Genomic DNA, 24,475 nt, shown 5'->3' on the forward strand with positions numbered 1-24,475 from the left:
GTTTGCCTGTTCGAACTTTTACAGCAGGTAGTGTGTTTAGCTCCCAAAAGGGAGCTCCGGATAGGGAGTCAAGATGGGATCAGGTTCTGCTCCAGTTCGAGGGCTAGTCGGGGGAGAACCTGCTCTCTTTTCTATAACTTGTCGGCACTGCGTCGCAACGCTTGAGTGCTCCACCGAAATTCCTGAGCCCCGCTTTACTTCTGCTTGTCCTGGCTGGTGCGCGAATCTTGAAGTCATCTAGTGCGTGAAGTGACTGAATTCACACCACCCGTCGCAACTACTTGCACTCACCTCCACGTCACCGCTCTGACATACGCAATAACTAGGTTCCCCGCACCACTCTTCTGGGGAACCCCATGGCACGTTTCGGCTCTTGGCTTCTTGCGGTCTGTTTCTTTGTTTCCGGTGCGTCGTATGCAGGTACGGCTTGCCCGAATTTCTTTGTTTCGGGTACGGCGCCGGCGTTGGATGCCTCGCTGTTGAGCCGTACCACGGAGGTCTGTCATACCGAGTACGTGTTGTTTGCGTCGGGTGTGACCAAGGGACCGTTGTATTCGGCCGAGCATTTGACGGCGGCGCAGATTGCCGGTGCCGACTCGATCAGTCGTGATGGTTCCTGGCATCAGGAAACCGGTATTCCGTCGGCGGACCGGTCGCAGTCGTCGGACTATACGAATAGCGGTTACGACCGTGGCCATATGAGCCCGGCGGGCGATCCGTCGACGATTGCGGCTGAGGACGAGACGTTCTCGATGGCCAATGTCGTACCGCAGCTGCATGTGTTGAATGCGGGCGAGTGGGAGAAGATCGAAGACTCCGTGCGCAATCTCGCCACGCAGCTCGGCGAGGTGTATGTGGTGACCGGTCCTGCGTTCGCCACGGACGCGGTGCCGACCATCGGCAAGGATGAAGTAGCTGTGCCGGCTTATACCTGGAAGGCGGTGTACGAGCCGGGCGTGGGTGCGGCGGCATTCCTGTGCACCAATGTCACCAACTACACGTGTGCGGTGGTTTCGTTGAATGACGTGAAGACGATGTCGGGCGTCGATCCGTTCCCGTCGCTGTCTTCGTCGATGAAGGCGAATCCGATTCACTTGACGCTGCCGTAACGCGTCTCGAATCGCAGCAGGTCATACAGGCGCGGGGCTTCGTTGATCGCCCCGCGCCTTGCTTTTTGTTCTTCTAAGGACGGTGCCAGGCACCCTTTGGGTAGAGTCACGCGCACACCATTAGCTATCCTCGCTAATCCGAAACCGGTCTTGAGCGCTTGCGCCACGCGTGCCACGATCTGGCAGTGACCGCGACCAACCCATCCCCAACCCTCCGCGACCTGACCCGCCTCCGACGCGTGCGCGACCGCATCGATCGCGAATACGCGCAGCCACTGGATGTGGAGGCGTTGGCGCGGGGCGTGCACATGTCCGCCGGGCACCTGAGCCGCCAGTTTCGGGCGGCCTATGGGGAGTCCCCGTATTCCTATCTGATGACGCGCCGCATCGAGCGGGCGATGGCGTTGTTGCGTCGGGGCGATCTCAGCGTGACCGACGTTTGCTTCACCGTGGGGTGCGCATCGTTGGGGACGTTCACCACGCGGTTCACGGAACTGGTGGGGATGTCGCCGGGTGTCTATAAGCGGAAGGAAGCACAGGCCACGGCAGGTATTCCCTCGTGCGTGGCCAAGCAGTTGACGCGACCGATCAGGAATCGAGAAGTATCGGTGGGTGAGGGCGATCTAGACTGAGTTCATGGATTTCACCACCACAGAGAGGAACGCCATGGACATCACGATTCACTCGAGCTTTCTGCCGCAGAACGACCCGGACGCGGCGCTGGCCTTCTATCGCGACACGCTGGGCTTCGAGGTGCGCAACGACGTGGGTTACGGCGGCAAGCGCTGGATCACGGTGGGGCCCGCGGGGCAGCCGGGCATCAATGTCGTGCTGTATCCGCCGGAGGCCAGCCCGGGCATTACCGATGACGAGCGCCGTACCATTGCCGAGATGATGGCCAAGGGCACGTTCGGCATCATCCTGCTGGCCACGCATGATCTGGCCGGTACCTTCGAGAAGCTGCAGGCGAGCGATGCGGATATCGTGCAAGAGCCGACGGACCAGCCGTACGGCGTTCGCGATTGCGCGGTGCGCGATCCTGCCGGCAACATGATCCGTATCCAGCAGCTGCGCTGAATGCCGGAAGCCCGGAAGCGTTGCGACCGGGCTTCACATCGCGATACACGCACTGGCCTGACACTCGATCAAACACCACGACCGGGAGGCAACCATGAATCCATCCGAACGCATCGACGATCTGATCGCCGGCATCGACGACTGGCGCGGCAAGACGCTGGCCGATGTGCGCAAGGCCTTCCTCGATGCCGACAAGGAAATGGTCGAGGAATGGAAGTGGATGGGCAGCCCCACCTGGTATCGCGACGGCATCATCGCGGTGGCCAATGCGCACAAGGAAAAGGTGAAGGTGACCTTCTCTCACGGCGCGAAACTGGATGATCCGGACAAGCTGTTCAACAACGGCCTGGGCGGCAGTACGTGGCGCGCGATCGATCTGCTCGAAGGCGACAAGGTCAACAAGACCGCGCTGAAGAAACTGGTGAAGGCAGCCATTGCCTACAACCAGGCCAAGGGCAAGAAGCCTGCGCCGGCATCGCGCAAGACGGCCGCGAAAACGGCCAGCAAGAGCCCACGCAAGACGGCTACCAAGACAGCGACGAAGAAGGCGGCGAAGAAAGCAGCCAAGCGCAAGGCGTGACGGTTATTCACTGCCCGGCGGTGGGCCGGCGCGTCGCGTAGTCAGCAGCCGGTGGGTTCTTTCGAGGTCGAATCGCAGCTGCAAGGCCATCCAGTAGAACGCGGTGGGTTCGAGCGCGCAGGCCAGTCGCAGGGCGATCTCCGGCGTGATGCGCCGGGTGCCCAGGGTGATGCCCTTGAGATGGCTGGCCCGCACGCCGGTGCGGCGGCCGAGTTGGGCGGCGCTGAGGCCGCGCGGCAGCATGTAGTCCTGCAGCAGCACATCGCCGGGGCGGCGTAATGGCGTGTCGGGATCGACGTCCAGGCGTGGGTCCAGTTCGGTGAGGCACATGGGATGCTTTTCCTGTCGGACACGGTGGCAGAGCGGCCTAGGCGACTACAGCCCTCCGTGTCGGTGAATATCCGTTGCTTTTGTCGGTGATCTTCCGGTGGCGGCCTGGCGGGCCGCCGCCGAAGCGCTCACTCCAACTCGCGGCCGAGCATTCCGGCGTACTGGCGCAGGTAGTGGACCGCCGCCCCGATGCTCTCGGCGTAGATCGCACCAAACGGCCATCGGGCGGGCTCCGTGGGCCATCCCAGGTGCTGCGCGCGCAGGCAGGATTCGCTATCGGCAAGCAGCGTGGCGAGGGTATCGGCCACCTGCGCGATGCCTTCTCGCGGAGCGAGTGGATGCAGGGTGAACTGCGCCCCGTCCGCGACGCGCAAGCGGTCGAGAGGGGCGGTGAGGGCGCCATCCATGGGAAAAGAAGGGCGAATGCGTGCCGTATGATCGGGCGCAGCCATGATCAACTTCCTTGGTTAGTTGTTGATGGTGAGCGGGTCGCAGTGGGTGCCAGCCCACGCGGCCCGCGCTATCACGGCGCTATGCCATGACCGTTCGCGGCTCCCCGACAGGCATCACGCGAACGACGTGTCGAAACGTAACAAAGCAGGTTACGGCGGGCTGTAGGGCTTCACCGTGCACGTCGGCTTGATATTCGTGAGGCGTGGCGCAGTTCGCTGCCCGGGTGCCTGCTGGGGGAAACGACATCGCGAAGGCTTGCGACGGCAGTGGGCGAGGTCGGCTCAGTCTGTCGGCGTGTAGGCCCTGTGGGTGCCCGCTCGCTTCGCGGCGGCATCGCAGGGAATAAAGGCAGCCGGGCACCGGTATGGATCGACAGCGCAGCACCACGTGACGCCACGCCGCAGCCTTTTTGGCGTGCCATCGACGGCGCTCCATGCGATCATCTCTGGAGCCTACTCAAGGGTTGGGAAGCAGTTTGATTCGGCGCAGGACATCACGGCGTGTAGTGGCATGGTTGGCAGTCGCCGCCATGTGGCTGCTGGTGGCCGCGCCCACGGTGTCCCGCGTGCTTCCCGCGCTGGCGTCGATGGACAGGGGTGTCCATGCGGGGCACAGCGCCGGCATGGACCATGCCGCCATGCCTGGCATGGACGGTATGGCAGACATGCCAGGCATGGTCCACATGGCGGGCATGCCCGGGATGCCGGATACGCCGGGCGACCCGGCCCAGCACATGGACCAGTGCGGCTACTGCGTGATGCTGGCCCATACGCCGCTGCTGTCCGGCGCGGTGGTTGCACTTCTTCTGGCAGCACCTTTGCCGGCCGTGGCGCCGATGGCGCGCACGAGCGTGGCTTGGCACGCGCAGCCTTTGCTCAGCGCCGATCCGCGGGGACCGCCGTCCATCGTTTTGGGATGACGGCTTGATGGTGGGCGCCTGCATCGCGCGCCCGCCCACATCGACGGCAACCACAGGGGACGACACGCGTCGTGCGGGAACGCGCGACGGTGTCTACGTTCCTGTGCTGCCCGTTCCCCAGTCATGCGCCGCCTGGCGGCGCTGAGCAAAACGGATTCATGTCATGCGCTTTTCTCTCCTGCGCGGGGCGGCACTTGGATTGCCGCTCACGTTGCTTGCTTCGTCCATCGCCTGGGCGAACGACGGCTCCAGCGTCCAGCCGGACGCGCCCATTCCGGAAAGCGATGTCACCAGCCTCGGCGCGGTGAAGGTCACCGCGGCTGCGCAGAAACTGGCGGCACCGGGTTTTCCCGCCACGCTGGCGTCGGTGCCGTCCGAGCGGGTGGAGGCCACCATCAATGCGGTGGATGTGGAAGACGCGGCGAAATACCTGCCGAGCGTGTTCATCCGCAAGCGCAATTACGGCGACACCCAGCCGGTGCTGGCCACGCGCACCTGGGGTTTGAATTCCAGTGCGCGCACGCTGGTGTATGTCGACGATATTCCGATCTCCGCACTGATCGCGAACAACAACACCATCGGCGCGCCGCGCTGGGGCATCACCTCGCCGGAAGCGATCGACCATATCGACATGATGTACGGGCCGTTCTCGGCGGCGTATGCGGGCAACTCGATGGGCGGCGTGATGCACATCGTCACGCGCATGCCCGACAAGACCGAGGTGACGATCAAGCAGACCGAGGCGGTGCAGTCGTTCGACCTGTACGGCACGCACGACAATTTCAGCACCAGCCAGACCAGCCTCACCGCAGGCGGACGCAGCGGCAAGCTGGGCTGGTTCTTCGGCGCCAGTGCGATGAACAGCTTCAGCCAGCCGCTGTCGATGATCACTGGCACCACCACGCCAGCCGGCACCAGTGGCACCGTTCCCGCGTTGAACAAGATGGGTCAGGTGGCCAATGTGTACGGCGCGGGCGGGTTGCTGCATACGCGCATGCTCGATCTCAATGGCGAGCTGACGTACGACATCACGCCGCAGTGGAAGGCGAGCTATCTGGTGGGTTACTGGAGCAATCACGGCCAGTCGCGCACCGATTCGTATCTCACCGATGCGAGTGGCGATCCGACCTATGGCAAGGTCGCCGGCTTCGCCAGCAACACCTATCAGCTGAGCGCGCATCACCTGATGCAGGGCTTATCGGTGAAGTCGGATACGCAGGGCAACTACGACGCATCGTTCGTGGTCACGCACTACGCCTTTCTCAAGGACAACCAGTGGCAGCCGGCCGGCGTCACCAGCGGCACCGGCGTGACCACCAACGGCCGGCTGGCGAGCTACGGTGGCACGCAGTGGTCGACGGCCGATGTCACCGGCATCTGGCGTCCGCTTGGCTATGACGGCGGCCAGGAGGTGTCCATCGGTGCGCATGCCGACCAGTATGAGCTGGCCAATCCCACGACCAATCTCGTGGACTGGCAGGATCCGTCCAGCGTCACCACGCTGTTTTCCAGCGGCCGCGGCAAGACGCAGACGCAGGCGCTGTGGCTGCAGGATCAGTGGTGCTTCGCGCCCGACTGGATGCTCACGCTGGGCGGTCGCTACGAATGGTGGAAAGCCAGTGACGGCTACAACTTCAGCGGCAAGACGGCCGTGCAGCAGCCGCAGGAGAAAGCCGATGGCTTCTCGCCCAAGGCCACATTGCAGTGGAACGTGGCGGCCAACTGGCGCATCACCGGGTCGCTGGCCAAGGCGATTCGTTTCCCGACGGTGGGCGAGCTTTACCAGTTGGTTTCCACCGGCTCCACCTATAGCGTGCCCAATCCCGACCTGAAACCGGAAACCGCGCGCAGTGGCGAGCTGGCCGTGGAGCACGGCATCGACCAGGGCATGCTGCGCGTGTCGCTGTTCCAGGAAAACACCAAGGATGCACTGATTTCGCAAACGTCGACGTTGCCCAACGTGGCCGTGCCGGTGGCTTACGTGATGAACGTGGGTGAGTTGCGCAATCGCGGCATCGAGCTGGTGGCGCAGAAGGACAACGTGCTGGTGAAGGGATTGGAGCTATCGGGGAGCGTGACGTTCGTCGATTCCACCGTCCTGTCGAACGACAGCTTCGTCAGTACCACGGGCACGACGTCGCAAGGCAAGCATGCGCCCTATGTGCCGCGTTGGCGTGCCACGGTGGTGGCGACGTATCGGCCCGATGCGCAGTGGGCGTTCACGCTGGCCGGGCGCTACAGCGGGCGGCAATACTCCACGCTCGACAACTCGGACAACACGCCGAATGTGTTCGGTGCGTTCGACAAGTTCACGGTGTTCGATGTGCGGGCGCACTATCAGATCAACCAGCATCTGGCGGCGTCGTTTGGTATCGACAACTTCACCAACGAGAAGTACTACCTGTATCACCCGTTTCCGCAGCGGACGTTTGTGGCGGATGTGAAGTTGAGTCTTTGAGGGGGGCGGGTGTGATGTCCTGAGGGGGCTTGAGAGGTTTGTGCGCACAAGTGCGCTCCCACAGGAGGGCGCACGGGTTTCTGGTGACAGACAAGCACCGGTACGTCGGCGTGTAGCAAGGCCCTTCCGCAGCGGGTGTTTGTGGGGGATGTGAAGTTGAGGCTTTGAGGGGTGTTGGGGCGTTTGTCGCGCACAGGGTGCGCTCCCACAGGTGTCTTTGAATGTGGGGGCGCGTCCGTTTTAGTGGCAGACCAGGACGGGGACGTCGGCGCGGAGCAGGACTTTGTGGGTTTCGCTGCCGAGCAGCAGGCGGGTCATGCCGCGCCATCCGTTGGAGCCCATCACGATGAGGTCGGCGTGTTTGTCCTTGCAGGTGCGCACGATGGTGTCGTAGGGCTCGTCGCCGAATTCGGCCATACCTTCGAACGGTAGGCCTGCGGCGTCGGCCAGTGCCTTGACCTGGTCGAGATAGCGCTGGGCGTTGTTCTTGGCTTCCTCGTTATAGGCGAACTCGGTGGCAGCCAGGATGGCGCCCATGTACGAGATGGTCTGGAACGGTGAAATCACGTGCAGGGCGGTGACGGTTCCCTGGGTCAGCGTGGCCTGTTCGATGCCCACCTGGGCGGCGCGCAGCGAAAGTTCGGATCCGTCGACGGGGATGAGGATGTGTTTGAACATGGCTTCCTCGCAGTAGCCGCGCAGGCGGCGGAAGAGGGGTGGGCAAGCCAAGCATAGGCCGATGCCGGGCGGCACAGCAGGCTGGCGTCAATCCGCCGCACGGTGGATGCCTGCGCCCCGGTTTTCCTGCACGCCACCGGCACGCCACAGGACTAGACTGGTGGCAGGAATCCAAAGGAGGCCAGGCGATGTTCAAGAACATTCTTCTGCCGGTGGACGGTTCCGAGCGTGCGCTGAAGGCGGTGGAGGTCGGCATTGCGCTGGCGGCCAAGCTGGAAGCAAAAGTGTTTGCCGTGCATGTGATGCCGCCGCTGTCCACGGTGTCTTTCATGTCGGAGCTGCTGCAGCACAGCGCCTGCCACAGCGAGGTCGCCAAGGCGACTGCGCAGGCCTATCTCGATGAGGTGGTCAAACGCGCCAACGCAGTGAATGTGCCCTGCGAAACGGAATACGTGTTCGACCTGCGGCCCTATGCGGCGATCGTGGGCGCCTCGGCGAAACACCAATGCGATCTGATCGTCATGCGAGCGCGGGGATCCGAAGGACTGGAGCGCGTGCTGCTGGGTAGCGTGCCGCACAAGGTGATGGGGTGCTGCAATACGCCGGTGCTGATCTGCAATTGAATGGCTCGTCATCCCGGCGCAGGCCGGGATCCAGTGGCGGCAACGTTCGGTTGTCGCGTAAACCGCCATTGGGTTTCTGCGCAGAAACCGTTCGCACCGCTACTGGATCCCGGCCTGCGCCGGGATGACGAGTGGGAGGACACGACCACGCCTGTCGGATCAGATCTGATCGGCCGGCGGCACCAGGTGATGTTTGACCTGGATGGCATCCAGGCGGTCGCAGACCCAGCTGCGCTGGTCGGGTGGGGTGCGGTCCTGGATGGCCTGGGCCATGCTCATGAAACTGCTCCAGAACTCGCCTGGAACAGATTTGTTACGCACCAGGCGAGGCACCGATTCGTCCAGTGCGTCGAGCATCTGCTCGAGTTGGGCGCGTGAAATGGCCATGCCGCGAGGGTACGCCCGAGGCCCGTCAAGAGGGCGCAAAAGTCTTATCCAAAGTGTCACGACGCGTTAACGGCGTCGGAGGCAACGTTGACTTCCCATCGGGATATGGCGGTGCCTTTATGGAATGGGATCGCGACAACGACCTGCTATCCCGCGCCTGCGACGAACTGATCGAGCAGAACGCGTTGCTCCAGCAGGAGATCGAGCTGCTGCGCGCGCAGTTGCGTCGGCATCCGACGGGCGAACTGCAGATCCGCGAAGCCCGTCGCCAGATGGACGACTGGCTGGAAACCGCGCACGGCCATACGCCGCTACCGTCGGCGCACGAGGCCGTGGCAGCCTACTAGGCGCTAGACCTCCAGCACGATCTTGCCGATGTGCTGGCTGCTCTCCATCTCGCGGTGCGCATCGGCGGCGCGAGCAAGCGGGTAGGTGGCGTGGATCATCGGCAGGCAGCGGCCTTGCGCCAGCACCGGCCACACGTGTTCCCTCAACGAGGCGGCGATGGCCGCCTTTTCTTGTGTGGTGCGCGGCCGCATGGCCGAGCCGGTGACGGTGGCGCGCTTGGCCATGATGGTTTGCAGGTTCACGCGTTCGGCCACGGCGCCGCCGAGAAAACCGATCAGCAGCAGGCGGCCGTCGCGTGCCAGCGTGGCGAGATTGTCGGCGAAATAGGCGGCGCCCATGATGTCCAGGATCACATCCGCGCCGCGTCCTTCGGTGCGTGCCAGCACCACTTCCACGAACGATTCCTGCCGGTAGTTGATCGGCTCGGCGCCGAGTTCGCGGATCGCCTCGCATTTTTCCGTGCCGCCGGCCGTGGCGAAGGCGCGCACGCCCAACTCGCGGCACAGCATGAGCGCGGTGGTGCCGATGCCGCTGGTGCCGCCGTGAATCAAGGCCACTTCGCCGCGGCGCGCACGTCCCATCAGAAACAGATTGGCCCACACGGTGAAGAACGTTTCCGGAATGGCGGCAGCCTGCGCCATCGATACGCCGCGCGGTATCTGCAACACCTGTCCCTCGGGCACCACGCAGTACTGGGCGTAACCGCCGCCGTTGGTGAGCGCGCAAACGTCATCGCCAACCGCGTGCGTAGTGACGCCCTCGCCGATGGCGGCCACGGTGCCGGCCACTTCGAGTCCGGGCGTGGGATTGGCGCCGGGCGGAATCGGATAGTGGCCTTCGCGCTGCAGCACATCGGGGCGATTGACGCCGGCCGCACGTACATGAATCAGCACCTCGCCGGCGTTCGGCGTGGGCAGCGCGACATGGCGCGGTTTCAGCACATCCGCGGGGCCGGGTGCGGTGATCTGGATTTCCAGCATCGTTGCGGGGAGCGAAGGACGCATGATGCGCTCCGGGAAAGGATGTTCAGGGGTGGCCGGCGTGGGCGTGACGCCGACGTTTGAACCACCAGCGTAAGGAGAGCGCGATGACGATTAAGAGAAGAATTCCCGCCGCGCTGATCACCTGCAGCATGCGCGCCTGGCTGTACATGACGAAGCGGCCGGACTGGCTGTAGAAACCGTTGAAACCGGCCAGCACCGGCGGCAGTTGCGCCAGATCGTCCTTGCCCAACGGCAGCGGCGCTTCGTCCGGATGCCAGTTCGATCCCTGCGGTTCGACCTGGCCGCGTTTGTTCAGCTCGATGTGTCCGCCCAGCACATACGTCACCGGCCGGTCGCGCAGGAAGTCGTTGATGCGCGCGGCGCTGGCACGGTCGGCGGCGGTGTCGTCGATGATCAGGCGGCCGGGCAGGAAGAAATCGCCGGTGAAGGCGAGACCGCTGTTGCCGTCGTAGAAGGAGACGTGCGACGGGTAATGGCCCGGCGTCGGAATCACGTCGACCGTGCGGCCGCCCAGATCGATATGCGCGATGTCCTCGGGCCACTGGCGGAAACCGAAGCCGTCGATCACGTGCGCCAGGTCGGTGCCGAGGATGGTGACGTTCGGCGCGGCGGCGAACTGGGCGTCGCCGGAGCGGTGATCGAGATGTCCATGCGTGTGAACAATAAGCAGCGGAAGCCGTTGACCGTTCACCACCGGAAGCAATCCAAGCACCGTCGATGCCAGCGGCATCTGGGTGGCGTCCGCGACGTCGCCCGTATCGATGAGCAGGGCGCGGGACGAGCCGATCAGCAGGTAGATGAACGGGCCTTCGTAGGTCTGGCAAAGGCTTTCGCGCAGGATATAGGTGCTTTCGTTGTATCGATGCACCTGCAGCCGCCGCTGCGGATGGGCCTGGCAATCGGTGGAACCGGCGTCCCACTGGACGTTCATGTTGCCTGGCACGGGTTGAGCCAGGGCAGGTGCCATCCACAGTCCAACCACGCACCACAGCACGATCGACACGACTTTCATGCTTGCCTCGACGGATCGGGGCGCGACCGGTGCGGCGCGCATACCGTCGCTCTGATGCGGGTCGATGCGCGATGGTTTAGGCCGCCGCCTCGCGGCGGCGGCCTTCCGTTCAGGGTCGGTTGAGCGGCATCGCGGGGATGGCGGGGTCGATCGATGCGCGGTCCAGTCGGCCATCCAGCCAGCTGGCGACCGTGGCGAGCGGGCAGCTGTCCTGGCCGTGGCAGGGCGCCAACGGCAGGCTATGACGCACCAGCGCGGCGTCCTTGCTGAAATCAGCCTGGCGCAACGCCGCCAGCGTGGGCATCCAGCTGGACACGCGCACGGCGTAGCCGTCCTTGCGCTTGAGCAGGTCGAACACCAGAGCGCCGCCGGGCGGGTAGTCGTCGGGCTGGCGTGCGTCGTGCCAGTCGAGGTCGAACACGCCGGCCAGGTTGGCGAGGTTGGTGTCGTGGCCCACCAGCAGCACGGTACGCGTCTTCGCGGTCGCCAGCGGGGCTACCGCGCTCGCGACGCCGGCCGACTGCTGCAGCGTGGCCATGATGTGCGCGACCAGGTTGGACGACGCCTTGGCCGCAGCCGGCATGCTCTTCTTAGACAGTGCGAACTGCAGGTTGTGCAGCGTGATGATGCGTCCGATGGTGGCCGCATCGCCCTTGCCCCAGGCCACCTGCGCCTGGGGAAACGCTTGCGCGTATTCCAGCATCAGGTTCTCGCTGAGGCTGCCTGCGCTCTTGAGCGCTTTCCCGTGCGCGGCGTCATCGTCGTGCGCAGGATCGAGCAACAGCTTGCGGCCTTGCTTGCTTGCGTCCTGCAGGCAGGCATCGCCGCTGCAACCCAACAGCAACGACTGCAACTCGGCCAGCGCGGAGGGCGGCCAATTCGGCGGCGTGACCGCTGCATCCTCGTCCTTGGCGTCGGACTTGTCGGCAAAGTGAAACAGGTTGTTGTTCTGCTTCGCTTCCAAGGCGACATAGCCCGCCTCGCACGAGGGCTGCAGACCCTTGACCAGCGCGGCGCCGCTGGCGCGGTTGCGCGGCGTGCTGTCGGCAATCACCAGCCAGGGATCGTCGCACTGGCCGTGCCCGAGGCCATCGGCCACCAGCATGCGCTGGATGCGCTGGCCCAGCGCCGTGATGCCTTGCGCGCCGTGCTCGGTGAGTACGCCGGGCGCGACGGGCCAGTGGGTCCACGGACGATTGGCGTAGGGCGCGAGTTCGTCGGGCGAACTGGTGGGCGAGCGCACGCCGTGGCGGAGCACGATCACGCGCGCCGCCACCTCCTCGCTCTGCGCCAGGGCCGGCCATGCGGCCAGCGTGGCAGCGAACAGGCACGCACGCAGCAGCGTGTGTTTCATGTGCATCGCGCGCCTCACAGCTTCACCGACAGGTCGAGGAAGATACCGCGTCCCGGCAAGCCGAAGAACAACGGCGCACCGCTGACGGCCTGGGTGCCCGCATAGGCGGTGATCTTGTGCACGTTGAACAGGTTGTTGACGTCCACGCTCACCGAGTAGCCCTTGGCGCCCCACGGACCGGACGCCGCGCGATAGCCGAACGCGGCGTCGGTGGTGAAGTAACCGCCGATGCGCTGGCCGTTCTGGAACACCGTGTTGCCGTTGTCGTCGGTCACGTTGTCCAGGCCGTACTGCTCGCCGGCGAACTTGCCCATCAGCGAACCGAAGTAACCCAGCGGGCTGCTGTAGAGCAGGCCGAGCGCGGCGGTGACTTTCGGCGTCGCGGCCACCTGCACGTCGGTGTTCTTGTAGTTGGCCTTGTTGTAGCTGGCATTGCCGTACAGGCTCAGCGTCTGCGTGAGCGCGTAGGTGGCTTCCGCTTCCGCACCCTTGTAGATGGCGCCGCCGGCATTGATGTAGGTGCTCTCGTTGCCGTTGGCGGTGGCCACTTCGGTGGTGGCGAGATAGTTGGAGAAGTCGATGTAGTAGACGTCGGCACCGAAGGTGAATTCACGCGTGGCGAACGCCGTGCCGAGCTGATAGTTGGTGGTCTGTTCCGGCTTCAGGCTCTTGGAGCCATTCACTTCGATCACGTCGATCGGTGGCGCGAGGAAACCCTTGGCGACTTGTGCATACGCGCTCCACTCGTCGCTGATCTTCTCGTGCGCGCTCAGCGAAGGCAGGGTGGAGTGATAGGTCGCCTCGGCGTACGAGGGCACCGGCGGCGAGACCTTGTTGAGCGGCGCATCGAGCTGGCGCGTCACTTCCGAATAGCGCACGCCGGGGCTCAGCGTGAAGCGGTCAGTGATGTTCCAGTCGTACTGCAGGTAGGGCTGCACGGTGTCGGTGCGGTCGTCCAGCACGTAGTTGTAGAGCGGGCCGTACTTGGTGCCGCTGGGCTGGCCGGTGGTTTCGTCGATCGGGTACTGGTAGCGCGCGTCCAGGCTGCGTTCCAGCCACACGCCGGTCTGCAATGAACCGGGGCCGAGATCGCGCGCCAGGCGCAGCACGTCGCCGAAGGCGTGGAAGCCCGAGTCGGACAGCTTGCCCGGCACGTCGTCCGCCACCTTGTTCAACTTCTTGCCCTTGGCGTCGTAGAACGTCACGCCGTTGTCGGCCGGATCGTTGTCGCTGGCATCGCTGGTCTTGCGCGCCCAATGGTCGAAGGTGTTGAGGTAGACCTTGTTGTCCACGTCCCAGTCGCCGAGGCGGCTGGTGATGCCGACATAGGTGAAGCTGGAGTAGTACGCCGCGTTGTTGTAGCCCTGGTACGACTGCAGCGTGGGATCGTTGGTGAGGCCGTAGCGCCAGCCGAACTCGGCGATCTCGTCCTTGGTCGCGCCCTGCACGGTGTTCTGGTGTTCGCGGTTGTAGCTGGTCACGAAGGTCAGCAGCGTATCGGCGCCGAGTTCGGTGATCGTCTTGACGAAGATGTGCTCGCGCTTGTCGTCGGTGCCCTTCAGATACGTATCGCTGGATTCCTTCGACACGTCCGCGAACAACTTGGTGTGCTCACCCAACTGCTCGTCCGCACTCACGCCACCAGCGCGCGTGTTCCAGCTGCCGATGGTGAGGTAAGGCGTGATGCCGGGCACGTCGCTCGGATCGCGCGAGCGCAGGCCGACGGTGCCGCCGAAGGTGGCGTTGCCGATGGTCGAGCCGCCGCCCGGGCCGCGGTCGATTTCCGCCTGGCCAAGCACGTGGTTGTTGAAGTAGGCCGAGGTGGTGTGGTGCAGGTCGCTGGCGTCGCCGAACGGGATGCCGTCGAAGGTGATGTTGAACTGGCCGTCCTGGAAGCCGCGGATGCTGATGCCTTCGTTCTTGCCCAGGCCCGGACCTTCCGGCGAGGTCACGGTCACGCTGGGCGCGTACTTGATGATGTCGTCGAAGTTGGCGTTGAAGCGCAGGCCGTCGCGGATGAAGCGCTCGTCGATCACCGAGGTCGGCTGGGTGGCATCCAGCGGTGCGGCGCTGGGCGCGAGCGTATCCACCGCATTGGCGTGCACGCTGATCGGGGCCAGCTCGCGCGTGCCATCGTTGCTGTTGATCGGCGCCAGGCCGCGCGACGCATCAGCGTCCGCGGCTACGGCCTTTCCCTCGTTGGGGTCTCGCACGATGGTGACCGTGCTCGGCGTGACGAAGCGATAGCCCAGTCCCGTGCCCTTGAGCAGTTGCGTCAGCTGCTGCTTCGGCTCGAGGCCGGCGGCAGCCCCGCTGCTGCGCAGGTGATCGGCAAGCTCGGGGCTGTAGACCACCTGCAGGCCGGTGCTGCGCGAGAACTGGTCCAGCGCCTGGTTGAGCGGCATGGCAGCGATGGCGGGCGTGGTGGCGGTGGCCGGTGCCGCGAATGCGTGAGCGGGAAGCGTACTGCCGAGTAGCAGCGCGATCTGGAGAGCAAGCAGTTTCCGCATGAGTCGTCTGACCTTCGATGGAGTGACATGGGGCGGCAAGCGTTTCATCGGTTGCCGCGGCATGACTCACTACGAGTGTCGAGCGGATGCATTGGGTACCGCTTTCTTCATGAATTTTTTCTTACAGCCCGCGCGTGCGGCAGCGTGGTGACGGCACGCACCACGCGCACGTCGTCCACGCCACGGATCACTTGCACATCGGGCAACGTGACCAGATAGGCCACGAACGAATCCATGTCGCGTGCGTGGAAGCGCCCGGAAATCAGCGTGGCGCCGATGCGAGCGTCTTCGATCACCAGCGGCCGGCTATTGTACGCATTGAAGCGGCGCGCCACCTCGGCGACGCTGGCGCGCTCGAAATGGATGTCCGTCGGCAACCAGTGCGTGCTGCGCGCGAGGTCGGCATGGTGATCGACCACGTCGAGCGAGCCGTCCATATGCATGGTGGCTTCCTGGCCGGCGCCGAGTTCGGTCAAGGGCGAGCGTTGTTCGGCCAACCCTTCGGGTGCCCAGGGTTTGTCTTCGCGCTGCCACACCTTCACCTTGCCGCTAACCACGGTGACGCGGCCGCCGTCGTCGGAGCGGTGGGCATCGAACACGGTGCCGATGTCCTGCAGGTCGTTGGCGCCCAGGCGGACCCGCAAGGGACGCGCAGGATCGTGCGCCACATCGAACAGCGCGCCACCGCGCAGCACGTCGATGCGGCGCGCGGTGTCGCTGAAGCTCACGGCCACCACGCTGTCGCGATCGAGTTGCAGCTCGGTGCCGTCGGCCAGCGTGGCGCTGCGCACGGCGTCGCTACCGGCGGCATAGCTTTCCCATGCCTCCGGCGCGGCTCGCAGCCAGGCAGCGCCACCCGCGCCCAGCAACAACACGAAGGCTGCCGCCTGCGCCATCCATCCGATGCGGCGCGGCCGTGCCGGTGCGGCTTCGGGCGTGCGCGGCACCGGCAGCGAAACGACCGACGCATCGTCGGCAGCCAGTTCGCACAGGGCTTGTTCGTTCAAGGGATCGAGCGCGCTCGCCGCACCCAGGTCGCCATGCAGATGGGCCATGGCCAGGTATTCGCTCACGTGCAGCGGCGATTCCCGCAGCCACGCCATGAACTGTTCCTGCTGCACCTCGTCGAGACCATCCTGCTGATCCAGATACCAGCTGGCGGCTTCCTCGGTGGCGCGGCGCTGACGCTCGGCCGCTTCGCGATGGCGGGCGAAATCACTCATAGCGCGCCATCCCGATGCGGCAGACGGCCAGCGCCTTGACCAGGTACTTCTTTACCATGTGCGTGGAGATGTTCAGTCGCTCGCCAATGTCGCGGTAGCCCAGTTCGTCGCGGTAATGCAGCACCAGCGCGGCGCGGCATTTGGGGGTGAGTCGCGCAATCACCGTGGCCAGGCGCTGGCGGCGAAGATCGCGGTCCACGTCGGCCGCCGCATTGCAGGGAGTGAACAGGCGCTCGAGTACGTCGTTCACCTCGTCGCCGGTCTTTGGGCTGCGCTGCTTGCGCACGGCATGTTCCTTCACCAGGTTCGCCGCCACGGTGAACAGATACGCCTCGGGCTTCTCGATCGATTCGGTGCCGGAGCGATCCGTGCGCAGCAGGCGCAGATAGAGTTCCTGCACCAGATCCTGCGCGTCCCACGGGTGTGCCGTGCGCTTGAGGAAATAGCGATTGAGCGTGTCGTGCTGTTCTTCGAACAACTGCGCCAGCCCGGAAGTGGAATCGGCGGTCACGTGCACTCGCAGCGCCGTCGACGCCGTCGTCGGCAGATGAGCAAAGGGTTTGCATCGCAAGCTAGCGCGCTTTTGTGACGACTTTGTGAAAGCGATGAACAAATCGTTACCGACGCGGGAAAAACGTGGCTTGCGACGTGCTGCTGGCACTTACCGCGTGCGCGTCGAGTAGGGCAGAGTCGTCCGGCTGGCACGATGTTCGCTTCGGCGCACGCCAGTGGTGATCGGACTTGATCGATGCCATCGGGCATCTTGGAATAGGGGATCAACTATGGAGGGAAGACATATGCACCATGCTTCGAGTCGTGGGGTTCGTTCGTGGCTGTCGCTGGGCGTGCTGGCGATGTCGTTGACGTCGATGGGCGCCATGGCGGCCACGGGTCTGCCGTCGACGGGTCTGGGCCAATCGTGGCCCAACACCACCGACGTCAGCGCCAGCCCGCACTGGCACGTCTATCTGTTCCAGCGCGATGGCGTGCGTTATGTGCAGATCAACGATCTCAACGGCACGGTGCGTGCTGCGGTCGCCACGGCTGGCGGTACCTTCCTGACCCTGCCATTGGGTTCGGATGCCGCGCAGGTGGCGACACCGAGCGAACCGCTGGCGGTTACCGGCAATACGGCGGGCGACATCGTCTACCAGGACAGCACGGTGAAGGTGCTGGTGGCACCGCAGTCGGACGGCACCACCCGGACCTACGTGGCGGCGGGCAACTGCACCGATCCGGTCGAATGCAGTTCGCGCTTCGGTACTTCGGCGGCACCGCAAGCCCTTACCGCGGCAGGCAAATGTACCGATCCGGTTGAATGCAGTTCGCGTTTCAACAGCACCGCCGCCTCGGCGACGCCGCAAGCCATTACCGCGGCGGGCAAGTGCACCGATCCGGTGGAATGCAGCTCGCGTGATCCGATCAATGCGGCCAGTGCACCGGCAGCGCAGAAGTCGTTCACCACGCTGGGCAAGTGCACCGATCCGGTCGAATGCAGCTCACGCAACCAGTGATGCTGCGGTAACGTTCTGCCGGAGCGCTTCTACCGCGAAGCGCTCCGGTGGATCGCACTGCTGCGCAGCGAGTCGTGCAGCAGCAAGGTCACGCTGACGCTTGCGCCCATCTCGCGCAGATGCACGTCGCCGCCATAGATGTGCGTGCGATCGCGAATCGAGGAAATCCCCAGTCCACTGGCACCCAGCAGGGTCATTGCCTGCTTGCGGGGTTCTTCGTCCATCTCCGGACCAGGCGCCGTCGAATAGCCAAGGGCGCGCTTTCCGGTCAGGCGCATCACTACCCAGCGCCGTCCGCGCGTGTGCCCGCCGCGCAGCTGCAGATGCATGTCCTGCATGCGTCCGTGCGACAGCACGTAGACCAGCACCTCGCAGGCAAGGCGGTACAGCGCCATATGCACGTCGGGTGCGAGCTGGCTCAATCCGCGACCGGACAATTCGCACTGGTAGCCAGCGCCTGCCTGATGGATGGCCTGTGCGAACGGGCCTTCGCGCAAGGTGGCCGGCACGCCGCGCTCGCGCCAGCCGCGCGGATACAGCGCATTGGCCAGGCGATGCATTTCATGCTGGGCGAGTGCGACCTGCTTGGAGTAGGTGCGCTCTTCGTTGCTGGGCAGAACGTGTCGAAGGCGATCGAGCAGGCGGTTGTGGTTGTCGCGGATGGTGACGCCGATGTTCTCCAGCGTATCGGCCGCCTGCCGCAGCCGCAGCTCTTCCAGATAGAGGCCTTGTTGCGCGAGCTGGAAGCCGCGCAAGGTATCCATGTGCGTGGCGTATTCGGTATGCACCTGGTGCGCGATGCGCGAGCCCAGCATGAGCAACGTGGTGATGGCGAAGGCGATCAGCGCCTGCGCCTGGATCACGCCCGGATCGCGCACCATGGAGGAGGTCATGGTGACCGCGAGGCTGGCCAGCGTGCCGCCCAGCGCCGCGCCTTGCCAGCCGTGCCGCGAGGTGAGCCACACCACCGGCAGGAACATGGCGATGCGGAACACCTGCATGCTGTCGCCCTGGCTGCTGAACACCAGGCCCATCAGCACGAGCAGCGGCGTCAGCACGCCAATGAGCGTGTCCTTGACCAGGCGGCTGCGCCACAACTGGATGTCGTGGTGCACGGCTGGCGCGCGCATCTGCCACAGGTAGATGGCGATCACGGTGGGAGCAATCGCCAGCGCGCCGAGATAATTGCCCAGGAAATAGCCGAAGATGATCTGCGTGTCGATCGGCGGATAGGCTTCGCCCGGCGGCACCTGCACGGCCATCAGCACGATGGCGTCGCCGATGGCGGTCAGCACGCCGCCGGCCAGAATCACGCCCAGCAGCATGCCCATGTTGATCTGATGGGAGCCGAGCAGCAGGCGTGCATGTCGCTTCGCCCAGGCGACCGCGCCCATCAACGGCAGCATCGGCGGCACGCCCGCCAGCACCGACCAGCGCCAGCCGAAGTCGTCCACGCAATGCCAGGCGTGATAATCCACCGGAATCATTTCGCCGATCAGCAGTGCAGGCCAATAGCGATAGGGAAACAGCAGCAGGCAGGCGACGCGCAGGCCGGCCGGCAGATTCCAGTGCGAAACGGAGATGTCGCGGAGCAGCGCGTAGCTGAAAGCGTATGCCATGCACACAGCCACATGACGGCCCCAGGCGCGCGGCGCGAAAGCTTCCCCCATTGTGTTCTTCCCCATGGTTGCGGTGACTCCCTCCGGCTCACGTGGGACGGAGGTCATGTGGCCGGCGTGACATTCGTCGTGCGCCGCCACCCAAAATCATCCAGATCGGTCATCCAGCTCGGGTCATCAGGTCGGGCATGGGCATTCCTGCCGCCGCCTCTCCGGGCCATCGCATTTGTCCCAAACCACCTGCGGGTCTGCGCCACTCCCCACCCTGAAACAGGCGCAACCTTGTTACACCGGCGTGGACTTTCGCATAAAAGCCGGTGACGTTCTGGTGAAGGGTATCGCATCCCCAAAAGGTGCAAATACTTGCGATCCAGGTCACGAAAACTCGCGGCGAAAGGCCCCCCTTTTCAGCTACTGGCAGGCGCCGTGCCACGGCGGCTGGTGATTTCCACGCCTTCACGCATCGCCTTGGTCACCGGTGTGTTCGCCACGATTTCCAGCAGCCGGTTCCATTGTTCGTCGGTCAGCGGCCCCGAGGCGTGCAGCGTGCGCATCACGTGCAGGCGGCCGTCGTCGTCGCGATCCAACTGCAGCTCGGCGCGAAACTCGCCCAGCTCCCATCCTTTGCGCCCGGCATACATGCGCAAGGTGATCGCCGTGCAAGCGGCGAGCGAAGCGAGGTAGTAATCGAACGGTGCCGGCGCGGCGCCCTTGCCGCCGAGCTTCAGCGGTTCATCGGTGTCGAGCTTGAAGTGCGCGGTGTCGATGTGATGCAGGTAGTGGGCATCGGTCGAAATGATGCTGGCAGAGGACACTTTGGACATGGGCGATGACTCCGGCTGTGCATGGGGAAGGGGCTCATCGACGACGAGCGCAGGCGTGCAGCGTAAGCGTGCGCGACGACTGCGCCAAGCGGTTCGGTCTGTGCCATCGGTCTGGCAATTGGACAAAAGTAGGCCTCGTGCGGCGGTTTTCGATGGCGATCGGCGCTGCGCGTGCTTGCAGCGCGGCGATATAATCGGCGCACGGTGCGCACTGCCGTACGCTGATCATGATCCCTGTCGCACCGTCGCTGTGTCGGTGACCGGCGCAGCTCAGCGTTTGACTTCCGGATGATCCCGCCATGCGTTCCTTTGCTCTCACTGCCGCCATCGCCCTCAGCCTCGTGCTCGCTGGTTGCGTCACCAGTCGCGGCCTGCACACCACCGGCAGCATGACCGATCCAGGCCAGCTGAAGTCCGAGCGCAGCCTCGCCGATGTGCAGCTCAGTCCCACCGCATGGCCGGCGCAGGACTGGTGGGTGAGCTACGGCGATCCGCAGCTGAGCGCGCTGATCGAAGAAGCGCTGAAGAACAATCCCAGCCTCGATCAGGCGCAGGCACGCGCGCGCCAGGCGCAGGCGGTGGCGGACAGCGTCAATGCGGGGCGCCTGCCGCAGTCGAACTTCGATGCCGGCATCACCGGCGCGTATCTGTCGAAGAAGAATCCGATCTATCCCGAATACGCCATCGGCACGTTTGCCTGGAGCAAATCGCTCACCGCCGATTTCTCCTGGGATCTGGATTTGTGGGGCGGCAAGCGTGCGGCATGGGAAGCGGCGCTCGGCCGCAGTCGCGCTGCCGAGATCGAAGCGCACGCGGCTCGCATCGAGCTGTCGGTGAACGTGGCGCGTGCCTATGTGCATCTCGGTTACGCGTTCGCCGAGAAAGATGTTGCCGATGCGGAATTCGAACGCGCCAGCCGATCGCTCGAGGTGACGCGCAAGCTGGTGAAGGGCGGTCTTGGCACGCCGCAGCAGGAACACCTGTCCGATTCGCAGGTGGCCGGCGCCGAACAGCAGAAGGTGGCCGCCGACCGCTCCATCGATGCGGCACGCAGCAGTTTGTCGGTGTTGCTGGGGCAGGGGCCCGATCGCGGCCTGAGCATCGAGCGTCCGCATTTGCTGGATCGCGGCCCCGCCGTGTTGCCGGAGAAGTTGCCGGTGGATCTGCTCGGCCGTCGTGCCGACCTGGTCGCGGCGCGCTGGGAAATCGAAGCGGCGGGTCTGGAGATCAAGGCCGCCAAGAAGGACTTCCTGCCGAACGTGAGTCTCACCGCCATGGCCGGATTCATTGCTGTGGGCGGCAGCACGAGCGTGCTGCAGTTGCCTGCACGCCAGTATGTCTTCGGCCCAGCCTTGAGCCTGCCGATTTTCGACGGTGGACGTCGCCGCGCCCATCTGGCCGGCGCGGACGCGCAATACGACGCCATGGTGGCGCGCTACAACGGGCTGCTGATCGGTGCCTTGAACGATGTATCCGATCAGGTCTCGGCGCTCACCTCGGTGCGCCAGCAGATCGTGCTGGAGAAGCGCTCGGTGGATGATGCGCAAAAGAGTTGGGACGATGCGATGACGGCGTATCGCGGCGGCCTCAAGGGTCCGCTGACGCCGCTCACCAGTCGCCAGCAGCTGCTCACGGCGCAACAGCGCCTGGCCTTGCTGGAAAGCCAGCAGGCCGATATTTCCATTCGCCTGATCGAAGCGTTGGGCGGCGGCTTCGATGGCGCTGCGGAGGTGGCCGAAATCAGCCAGTCCTCGAATGCTACGCCGCAGGCATCGGCCGCCAAGGAAGGTGTGCGCTGATGGCCTATGAACTGCATCCCATCGAGGCGCCCGTCGCCGCCGACCGCGAAGCCATTGCCGCGCCGTTGCGGGCGTACAACCTCAGCCAGGTGGCGACGATCGAGATCAAGCCGCTGGTGATCGCGCTGCGCGACGCGGATGGCCACACCATCGGCGGCCTGTGGGGCGAGACCGCGCTCGACTGGTTGCACATCGACCTGCTCGCCGTGCCCGAATCGCTGCGCGGCCAGGACGTGGGCACCGCGTTGATGCAGCGCGCGGAAGCGATCGCACGCGAGCGCGGCTGCGTCGGAGCGTGGCTGGACACGTTCGCGTTCCAGGCGCGCGGTTTCTACGAAAAGCTCGGCTATAGCGTATTCGGCGAGATTCCGGATCATCCGGTGGGTAGCGCGCGCTACTTCCTGCGCAAGCGTTTCTGAGCGGGAACCCGTGCCGGACTGGAAAAACGCGTTGACAGCCCTATATTTAGCCTGGATACCCCGTCCGTGGCAGGACGGGCGGCAGTAAGAGGGCTAGGGCCATGGCAACAGGTTGGGCCGGCGACGGCGCCGTACAGGACCAGATCGACGCGACCGTGGACGACGCGGTGAAGCGTGCGCGCAGCCGCATGCATAAGGGTCCGAGTCTCACCCATTGCGAGGAATGCGACGCGCCGATTCCCGAGGCGCGCCGCAACGCCGTGCCGGGCGTGCGGCTGTGCGTGAAGTGCCAGGAAGCGCACGATCAGGAAGAGGCCGCTTTCAGCGGCTACAACCGCCGCGGCAGCAAGGACAGCCAGTTGCGCTGAACGGTGGCTGGCCGTTTCACCCCTTGTATACGCCCATGGCGCGCTGTGCCGGGGTTTTACTATTGACACGCAGCGCCGTGGCGAGGGTCAATGCTTCTTTTCGTCGAAGCAGGATGTGCCCTCGCATGACCACGCCTAACCGTTTGCGCCAGCTTGCTGTGTTCAAGGCCAGCGAGGTGCGCCGATGAGCCGTCTCAGTCCGCTGGCGGGGCAGTTGGTACCGGAATCCCAGCTGGTGGATGTGGGTCGTCTGCGCGACGCCTATGCCGATTTGCGTCCCGACGTGGGCACGCCCAGCCAGCGCGTGGCGTTCGGCACCTCCGGTCATCGCGGCAGCTCGTTCGAGCGCAGCTTCAACGAATGGCATGTATTGGCGATCACCCAGGCCATCTGCGAATACCGTGCGGAGAAGGGCATCGACGGTCCGCTGTTCATCGGCATCGACACGCATGCGTTGTCGCAGCCGGCGCTGGAGAGCGCGCTTGAAGTGCTCGCCGCGAACGGCGTGGAGACCATGCTGTCCAAGGGCGGCGAATACACGCCCACGCCGGCCATCTCGCACGCCATCCTCAGCTACAACCGCGGACGCGCGCATGGACTGGCCGACGGCATCGTGGTCACGCCGTCGCACAATCCGCCCGATGGCGGCGGCTTCAAGTACAACCCGCCCAACGGCGGTCCCGCCGATACCGACATCACCGGCTGGGTGCAGAAGCGCGCGAACGCGTTGATCGAAGGCGGCCTGCGCGAAGTGCGTCGCATGCCGCTGGCCGAAGCACTGCGCGCCTCGACCACGCACGAACACGATTACCTCGACGCCTATGTGTCGGACCTGGCGAACGTGATCGACTTCGACGCGATCCGTGGCAGCGGCGTGCATCTGGGCGTGGATCCGCTGGGCGGTTCGGGTGTGCATTACTGGGCGCCGATTGCCGAACGCTACGGCATCGACCTCACCGTGGTGAGCGATGCAGTCGATCACACCTTCCGTTTCATGAGCGTGGACTGGGACGGCAAGATCCGCATGGATCCTTCCTCGTCGCACGCCATGCAGCGCCTGATCGGCCTGAAGGACCACTACGACGTGGCCTTCGCCTGCGATACCGATCACGACCGCCACGGCATCGTGACGCGCAGCACCGGTCTGTTGTTGCCCAATCACTATCTGTCCGTGCTGGTGGATTACCTGTACCGCCATCGTCCGCACTGGCGCAGCGATGCGGGAGTCGGCAAGACGCTGGTGAGCACGGCGCTGATCGATCGCGTGGCCAAGCGATTGGGCCGCCGGCTCTACGAAGTGCCGGTCGGTTTCAAATGGTTCGTGGACGGCTTGTTCGATGGCTCGCTCGGCTTCGGTGGCGAAGAGAGTGCGGGTGCATCGTTCCTGCGCCGCGACGGCGGCGTCTGGAGCACCGACAAGGACGGCATCGCCGCTGCACTGATGTCCGCGGAAATCATGGCGCGCACCGACAAGGATCCGGGTGAGCTGTATCGCCAGATGACCAGCCAGCTGGGTCAACCCGTGTCCGAGCGCGTCGATGCGCCGGCCAACACCGAGCAGAAGGCGAGGCTGTCGAAGTTGTCGCCCGACCAGGTGAAAAGCACGCAGCTGGCCGGCGAGAAAATCGAAGCGGTGCTCGATCGCGCGCCCGGCAACGGCGCTTCCATCGGCGGCATCAAGGTGGCCTCGGCCAACGGCTGGTTCGCGGCGCGCCCGTCGGGTACCGAAGACATCTACAAGATCTACGCGGAGAGCTTCAAGGACGAGGCGCATCTGCAGCGTTTGCTGGAAGAAGCGCAGGCGATGGTGGACGCGGCGCTCAAGGCCGGCTGATCGAACAGGCGCGCCGATCACGGCGCGCCTGCG

At 64.8% G+C, this 24,475-nt stretch carries 25 protein-coding genes; 13 read left to right on the plus strand and 12 right to left on the minus strand.

The window, feature by feature from the left end; all coding sequences use genetic code 11:
- Window positions 1-356: 356 nt before the first annotated feature.
- From ACN9MB_RS10010 to ACN9MB_RS10025, 4 genes are all read left to right on the plus strand, one after another.
- Window positions 357-1,109: a DNA/RNA non-specific endonuclease gene (locus ACN9MB_RS10010; RefSeq protein WP_426271691.1), complete on the plus strand. Its 753-nt coding sequence runs from the start codon at window positions 357-359 to the stop codon at window positions 1,107-1,109.
- A gap of 185 nt (window positions 1,110-1,294) precedes the next feature.
- Window positions 1,295-1,741, plus strand: coding sequence for a helix-turn-helix transcriptional regulator (locus ACN9MB_RS10015; RefSeq protein WP_426271692.1), 447 nt, complete (start codon window positions 1,295-1,297; stop codon window positions 1,739-1,741).
- Between the two features lie 34 nt (window positions 1,742-1,775).
- On the plus strand, window positions 1,776-2,186 hold the full coding sequence (locus ACN9MB_RS10020; protein ID WP_204635773.1) for a VOC family protein: 411 nt from the start codon (window positions 1,776-1,778) through the stop codon (window positions 2,184-2,186).
- 94 nt (window positions 2,187-2,280) lie between these two features.
- Window positions 2,281-2,766, plus strand: a complete 486-nt coding sequence (locus ACN9MB_RS10025; RefSeq protein WP_426271693.1) for a DUF1801 domain-containing protein — start codon at window positions 2,281-2,283, stop codon at window positions 2,764-2,766.
- A gap of 3 nt (window positions 2,767-2,769) precedes the next feature.
- Here ACN9MB_RS10025 and ACN9MB_RS10030 read toward each other — a convergent pair whose 3' ends face one another.
- Both ACN9MB_RS10030 and ACN9MB_RS10035 read right to left on the minus strand, forming a co-directional pair.
- The gene (locus ACN9MB_RS10030) at window positions 2,770-3,096 is read right to left on the minus strand and encodes a HigA family addiction module antitoxin (protein ID WP_204635775.1); all 327 of its coding nucleotides are present in this window, start codon (window positions 3,094-3,096) and stop codon (window positions 2,770-2,772) included.
- 128 nt (window positions 3,097-3,224) lie between these two features.
- Window positions 3,225-3,548, minus strand: a complete 324-nt coding sequence (locus ACN9MB_RS10035) for a hypothetical protein (protein WP_426271694.1) — start codon at window positions 3,546-3,548, stop codon at window positions 3,225-3,227.
- 530 nt (window positions 3,549-4,078) lie between these two features.
- On the opposite strand from ACN9MB_RS10035, the gene ACN9MB_RS10040 reads away from it, so the two are divergent.
- Together ACN9MB_RS10040 and ACN9MB_RS10045 are read left to right on the plus strand one after the other, a co-directional pair.
- The gene (locus ACN9MB_RS10040; protein WP_426271695.1) at window positions 4,079-4,468 is read left to right on the plus strand and encodes a DUF2946 family protein; all 390 of its coding nucleotides are present in this window, start codon (window positions 4,079-4,081) and stop codon (window positions 4,466-4,468) included.
- Between the two features lie 163 nt (window positions 4,469-4,631).
- Window positions 4,632-6,926: a TonB-dependent receptor gene (locus tag ACN9MB_RS10045; RefSeq protein ID WP_426271696.1), complete on the plus strand. Its 2,295-nt coding sequence runs from the start codon at window positions 4,632-4,634 to the stop codon at window positions 6,924-6,926.
- Between the two features lie 240 nt (window positions 6,927-7,166).
- On the opposite strand, the gene ACN9MB_RS10050 is transcribed toward ACN9MB_RS10045, so the two are convergent.
- A complete protein-coding gene (locus tag ACN9MB_RS10050) occupies window positions 7,167-7,604 on the minus strand; it encodes a universal stress protein (protein WP_426271697.1) in 438 nt (145 codons plus the stop codon).
- A gap of 188 nt (window positions 7,605-7,792) precedes the next feature.
- Between ACN9MB_RS10050 and ACN9MB_RS10055 the strand changes: the two genes are divergently transcribed.
- Entirely contained in the window at window positions 7,793-8,227 is a 435-nt protein-coding gene (locus ACN9MB_RS10055; RefSeq protein ID WP_426271698.1) for a universal stress protein, read from the plus strand.
- A 159-nt stretch (window positions 8,228-8,386) separates the two neighbouring features.
- Here the strand turns inward: ACN9MB_RS10055 and ACN9MB_RS10060 are convergent, their stop codons facing one another.
- Entirely contained in the window at window positions 8,387-8,614 is a 228-nt protein-coding gene (locus ACN9MB_RS10060) for a hypothetical protein (RefSeq protein ID WP_426271699.1), read from the minus strand.
- Between the two features lie 119 nt (window positions 8,615-8,733).
- On the opposite strand from ACN9MB_RS10060, the gene ACN9MB_RS10065 reads away from it, so the two are divergent.
- Window positions 8,734-8,961 carry a hypothetical protein gene (locus tag ACN9MB_RS10065; protein WP_204635782.1) on the plus strand — a complete coding sequence of 76 codons (228 nt, stop codon included), beginning with the start codon at window positions 8,734-8,736 and terminating at the stop codon, window positions 8,959-8,961.
- A 3-nt stretch (window positions 8,962-8,964) separates the two neighbouring features.
- Here ACN9MB_RS10065 and ACN9MB_RS10070 read toward each other — a convergent pair whose 3' ends face one another.
- The 6 genes from ACN9MB_RS10070 to ACN9MB_RS10095 all read right to left on the minus strand — a co-directional run bounded on the left by ACN9MB_RS10070 (window position 8,965) and on the right by ACN9MB_RS10095 (window position 16,576).
- Window positions 8,965-9,966: an NAD(P)H-quinone oxidoreductase gene (locus ACN9MB_RS10070; RefSeq protein WP_426271700.1), complete on the minus strand. Its 1,002-nt coding sequence runs from the start codon at window positions 9,964-9,966 to the stop codon at window positions 8,965-8,967.
- A 22-nt stretch (window positions 9,967-9,988) separates the two neighbouring features.
- Window positions 9,989-10,978 carry an MBL fold metallo-hydrolase gene (locus ACN9MB_RS10075; RefSeq protein ID WP_426271701.1) on the minus strand — a complete coding sequence of 330 codons (990 nt, stop codon included), beginning with the start codon at window positions 10,976-10,978 and terminating at the stop codon, window positions 9,989-9,991.
- Window positions 10,979-11,087: 109 nt separating this feature from the next.
- Complete coding sequence (locus ACN9MB_RS10080) at window positions 11,088-12,332, minus strand: histidine-type phosphatase (RefSeq protein ID WP_426271702.1); 1,245 nt, start codon at window positions 12,330-12,332, stop codon at window positions 11,088-11,090.
- 14 nt (window positions 12,333-12,346) lie between these two features.
- Window positions 12,347-14,842 carry a TonB-dependent receptor domain-containing protein gene (locus ACN9MB_RS10085; RefSeq protein WP_426271703.1) on the minus strand — a complete coding sequence of 832 codons (2,496 nt, stop codon included), beginning with the start codon at window positions 14,840-14,842 and terminating at the stop codon, window positions 12,347-12,349.
- Between the two features lie 107 nt (window positions 14,843-14,949).
- A complete protein-coding gene (locus ACN9MB_RS10090) occupies window positions 14,950-16,065 on the minus strand; it encodes a FecR family protein (protein ID WP_426271704.1) in 1,116 nt (371 codons plus the stop codon).
- Window positions 16,058-16,576 carry an RNA polymerase sigma factor gene (locus ACN9MB_RS10095; protein WP_426271705.1) on the minus strand — a complete coding sequence of 173 codons (519 nt, stop codon included), beginning with the start codon at window positions 16,574-16,576 and terminating at the stop codon, window positions 16,058-16,060. Before ACN9MB_RS10095 ends, ACN9MB_RS10090 begins: the two co-directional genes overlap by 8 nt.
- Before the next feature lie 286 nt (window positions 16,577-16,862).
- On the opposite strand from ACN9MB_RS10095, the gene ACN9MB_RS10100 reads away from it, so the two are divergent.
- Complete coding sequence (locus ACN9MB_RS10100; RefSeq protein WP_426271706.1) at window positions 16,863-17,579, plus strand: hypothetical protein; 717 nt, start codon at window positions 16,863-16,865, stop codon at window positions 17,577-17,579.
- A gap of 29 nt (window positions 17,580-17,608) precedes the next feature.
- Here the strand turns inward: ACN9MB_RS10100 and ACN9MB_RS10105 are convergent, their stop codons facing one another.
- Both ACN9MB_RS10105 and ACN9MB_RS10110 read right to left on the minus strand, forming a co-directional pair.
- Window positions 17,609-19,198, minus strand: coding sequence for an MASE1 domain-containing protein (locus tag ACN9MB_RS10105; protein ID WP_426271707.1), 1,590 nt, complete (start codon window positions 19,196-19,198; stop codon window positions 17,609-17,611).
- A gap of 407 nt (window positions 19,199-19,605) precedes the next feature.
- On the minus strand, window positions 19,606-20,022 hold the full coding sequence (locus ACN9MB_RS10110; RefSeq protein ID WP_426271708.1) for an OsmC family protein: 417 nt from the start codon (window positions 20,020-20,022) through the stop codon (window positions 19,606-19,608).
- Between the two features lie 299 nt (window positions 20,023-20,321).
- On the opposite strand from ACN9MB_RS10110, the gene ACN9MB_RS10115 reads away from it, so the two are divergent.
- The 4 genes from ACN9MB_RS10115 to pgm all read left to right on the plus strand — a co-directional run bounded on the left by ACN9MB_RS10115 (window position 20,322) and on the right by pgm (window position 24,442).
- Window positions 20,322-21,821 (plus strand): efflux transporter outer membrane subunit, encoded by a 1,500-nt coding sequence (locus ACN9MB_RS10115; RefSeq protein WP_426271709.1) that lies wholly within the window; start codon window positions 20,322-20,324, stop codon window positions 21,819-21,821.
- Complete coding sequence (locus ACN9MB_RS10120) at window positions 21,821-22,240, plus strand: GNAT family N-acetyltransferase (protein WP_426271710.1); 420 nt, start codon at window positions 21,821-21,823, stop codon at window positions 22,238-22,240. The genes ACN9MB_RS10115 and ACN9MB_RS10120 overlap by 1 nt, the downstream gene beginning before the upstream one ends.
- 101 nt (window positions 22,241-22,341) lie before the next feature.
- Complete coding sequence (locus ACN9MB_RS10125; protein ID WP_426271711.1) at window positions 22,342-22,608, plus strand: DksA/TraR family C4-type zinc finger protein; 267 nt, start codon at window positions 22,342-22,344, stop codon at window positions 22,606-22,608.
- A 184-nt stretch (window positions 22,609-22,792) separates the two neighbouring features.
- Window positions 22,793-24,442, plus strand: coding sequence for a phosphoglucomutase (alpha-D-glucose-1,6-bisphosphate-dependent) (pgm, locus tag ACN9MB_RS10130; protein ID WP_204635793.1), 1,650 nt, complete (start codon window positions 22,793-22,795; stop codon window positions 24,440-24,442).
- Window positions 24,443-24,475 lie beyond the last annotated feature (33 nt).

The organism is Dyella kyungheensis (assembly GCF_049913195.1).
Taxonomy (GTDB): Bacteria; Pseudomonadota; Gammaproteobacteria; order Xanthomonadales; family Rhodanobacteraceae; genus Dyella; species Dyella kyungheensis.

What these genes read in the sequence shown, in the direction of transcription:
- ACN9MB_RS10100 (WP_426271706.1), top strand. Translation starts at nt 16,863, where the DNA reads ATGCACCATGCTTCGAGTCGTGGGGTTCGTTCGTGGCTGTCGCTGGGC.
- ACN9MB_RS10110 (WP_426271708.1), bottom strand. Translation starts at nt 20,022, where the DNA reads ATGTCCAAAGTGTCCTCTGCCAGCATCATTTCGACCGATGCCCACTAC.
- ACN9MB_RS10060 (WP_426271699.1), bottom strand. Translation starts at nt 8,614, where the DNA reads ATGGCCATTTCACGCGCCCAACTCGAGCAGATGCTCGACGCACTGGAC.
- ACN9MB_RS10025 (WP_426271693.1), top strand. Translation starts at nt 2,281, where the DNA reads ATGAATCCATCCGAACGCATCGACGATCTGATCGCCGGCATCGACGAC.
- ACN9MB_RS10010 (WP_426271691.1), top strand. Translation starts at nt 357, where the DNA reads ATGGCACGTTTCGGCTCTTGGCTTCTTGCGGTCTGTTTCTTTGTTTCC.
- ACN9MB_RS10070 (WP_426271700.1), bottom strand. Translation starts at nt 9,966, where the DNA reads ATGCGTCCTTCGCTCCCCGCAACGATGCTGGAAATCCAGATCACCGCA.
- ACN9MB_RS10090 (WP_426271704.1), bottom strand. Translation starts at nt 16,065, where the DNA reads ATGAGTGATTTCGCCCGCCATCGCGAAGCGGCCGAGCGTCAGCGCCGC.
- ACN9MB_RS10045 (WP_426271696.1), top strand. Translation starts at nt 4,632, where the DNA reads ATGCGCTTTTCTCTCCTGCGCGGGGCGGCACTTGGATTGCCGCTCACG.
- ACN9MB_RS10085 (WP_426271703.1), bottom strand. Translation starts at nt 14,842, where the DNA reads ATGCGGAAACTGCTTGCTCTCCAGATCGCGCTGCTACTCGGCAGTACG.
- ACN9MB_RS10035 (WP_426271694.1), bottom strand. Translation starts at nt 3,548, where the DNA reads ATGGCTGCGCCCGATCATACGGCACGCATTCGCCCTTCTTTTCCCATG.
- ACN9MB_RS10080 (WP_426271702.1), bottom strand. Translation starts at nt 12,332, where the DNA reads ATGAAACACACGCTGCTGCGTGCGTGCCTGTTCGCTGCCACGCTGGCC.
- ACN9MB_RS10020 (WP_204635773.1), top strand. Translation starts at nt 1,776, where the DNA reads ATGGACATCACGATTCACTCGAGCTTTCTGCCGCAGAACGACCCGGAC.
- ACN9MB_RS10120 (WP_426271710.1), top strand. Translation starts at nt 21,821, where the DNA reads ATGGCCTATGAACTGCATCCCATCGAGGCGCCCGTCGCCGCCGACCGC.
- ACN9MB_RS10115 (WP_426271709.1), top strand. Translation starts at nt 20,322, where the DNA reads ATGCGTTCCTTTGCTCTCACTGCCGCCATCGCCCTCAGCCTCGTGCTC.
- ACN9MB_RS10075 (WP_426271701.1), bottom strand. Translation starts at nt 10,978, where the DNA reads ATGAAAGTCGTGTCGATCGTGCTGTGGTGCGTGGTTGGACTGTGGATG.
- ACN9MB_RS10065 (WP_204635782.1), top strand. Translation starts at nt 8,734, where the DNA reads ATGGAATGGGATCGCGACAACGACCTGCTATCCCGCGCCTGCGACGAA.
- pgm (WP_204635793.1), top strand. Translation starts at nt 22,793, where the DNA reads ATGAGCCGTCTCAGTCCGCTGGCGGGGCAGTTGGTACCGGAATCCCAG.
- ACN9MB_RS10125 (WP_426271711.1), top strand. Translation starts at nt 22,342, where the DNA reads ATGGCAACAGGTTGGGCCGGCGACGGCGCCGTACAGGACCAGATCGAC.
- ACN9MB_RS10030 (WP_204635775.1), bottom strand. Translation starts at nt 3,096, where the DNA reads ATGTGCCTCACCGAACTGGACCCACGCCTGGACGTCGATCCCGACACG.
- ACN9MB_RS10055 (WP_426271698.1), top strand. Translation starts at nt 7,793, where the DNA reads ATGTTCAAGAACATTCTTCTGCCGGTGGACGGTTCCGAGCGTGCGCTG.
- ACN9MB_RS10105 (WP_426271707.1), bottom strand. Translation starts at nt 19,198, where the DNA reads ATGGCATACGCTTTCAGCTACGCGCTGCTCCGCGACATCTCCGTTTCG.
- ACN9MB_RS10050 (WP_426271697.1), bottom strand. Translation starts at nt 7,604, where the DNA reads ATGTTCAAACACATCCTCATCCCCGTCGACGGATCCGAACTTTCGCTG.
- ACN9MB_RS10040 (WP_426271695.1), top strand. Translation starts at nt 4,079, where the DNA reads ATGTGGCTGCTGGTGGCCGCGCCCACGGTGTCCCGCGTGCTTCCCGCG.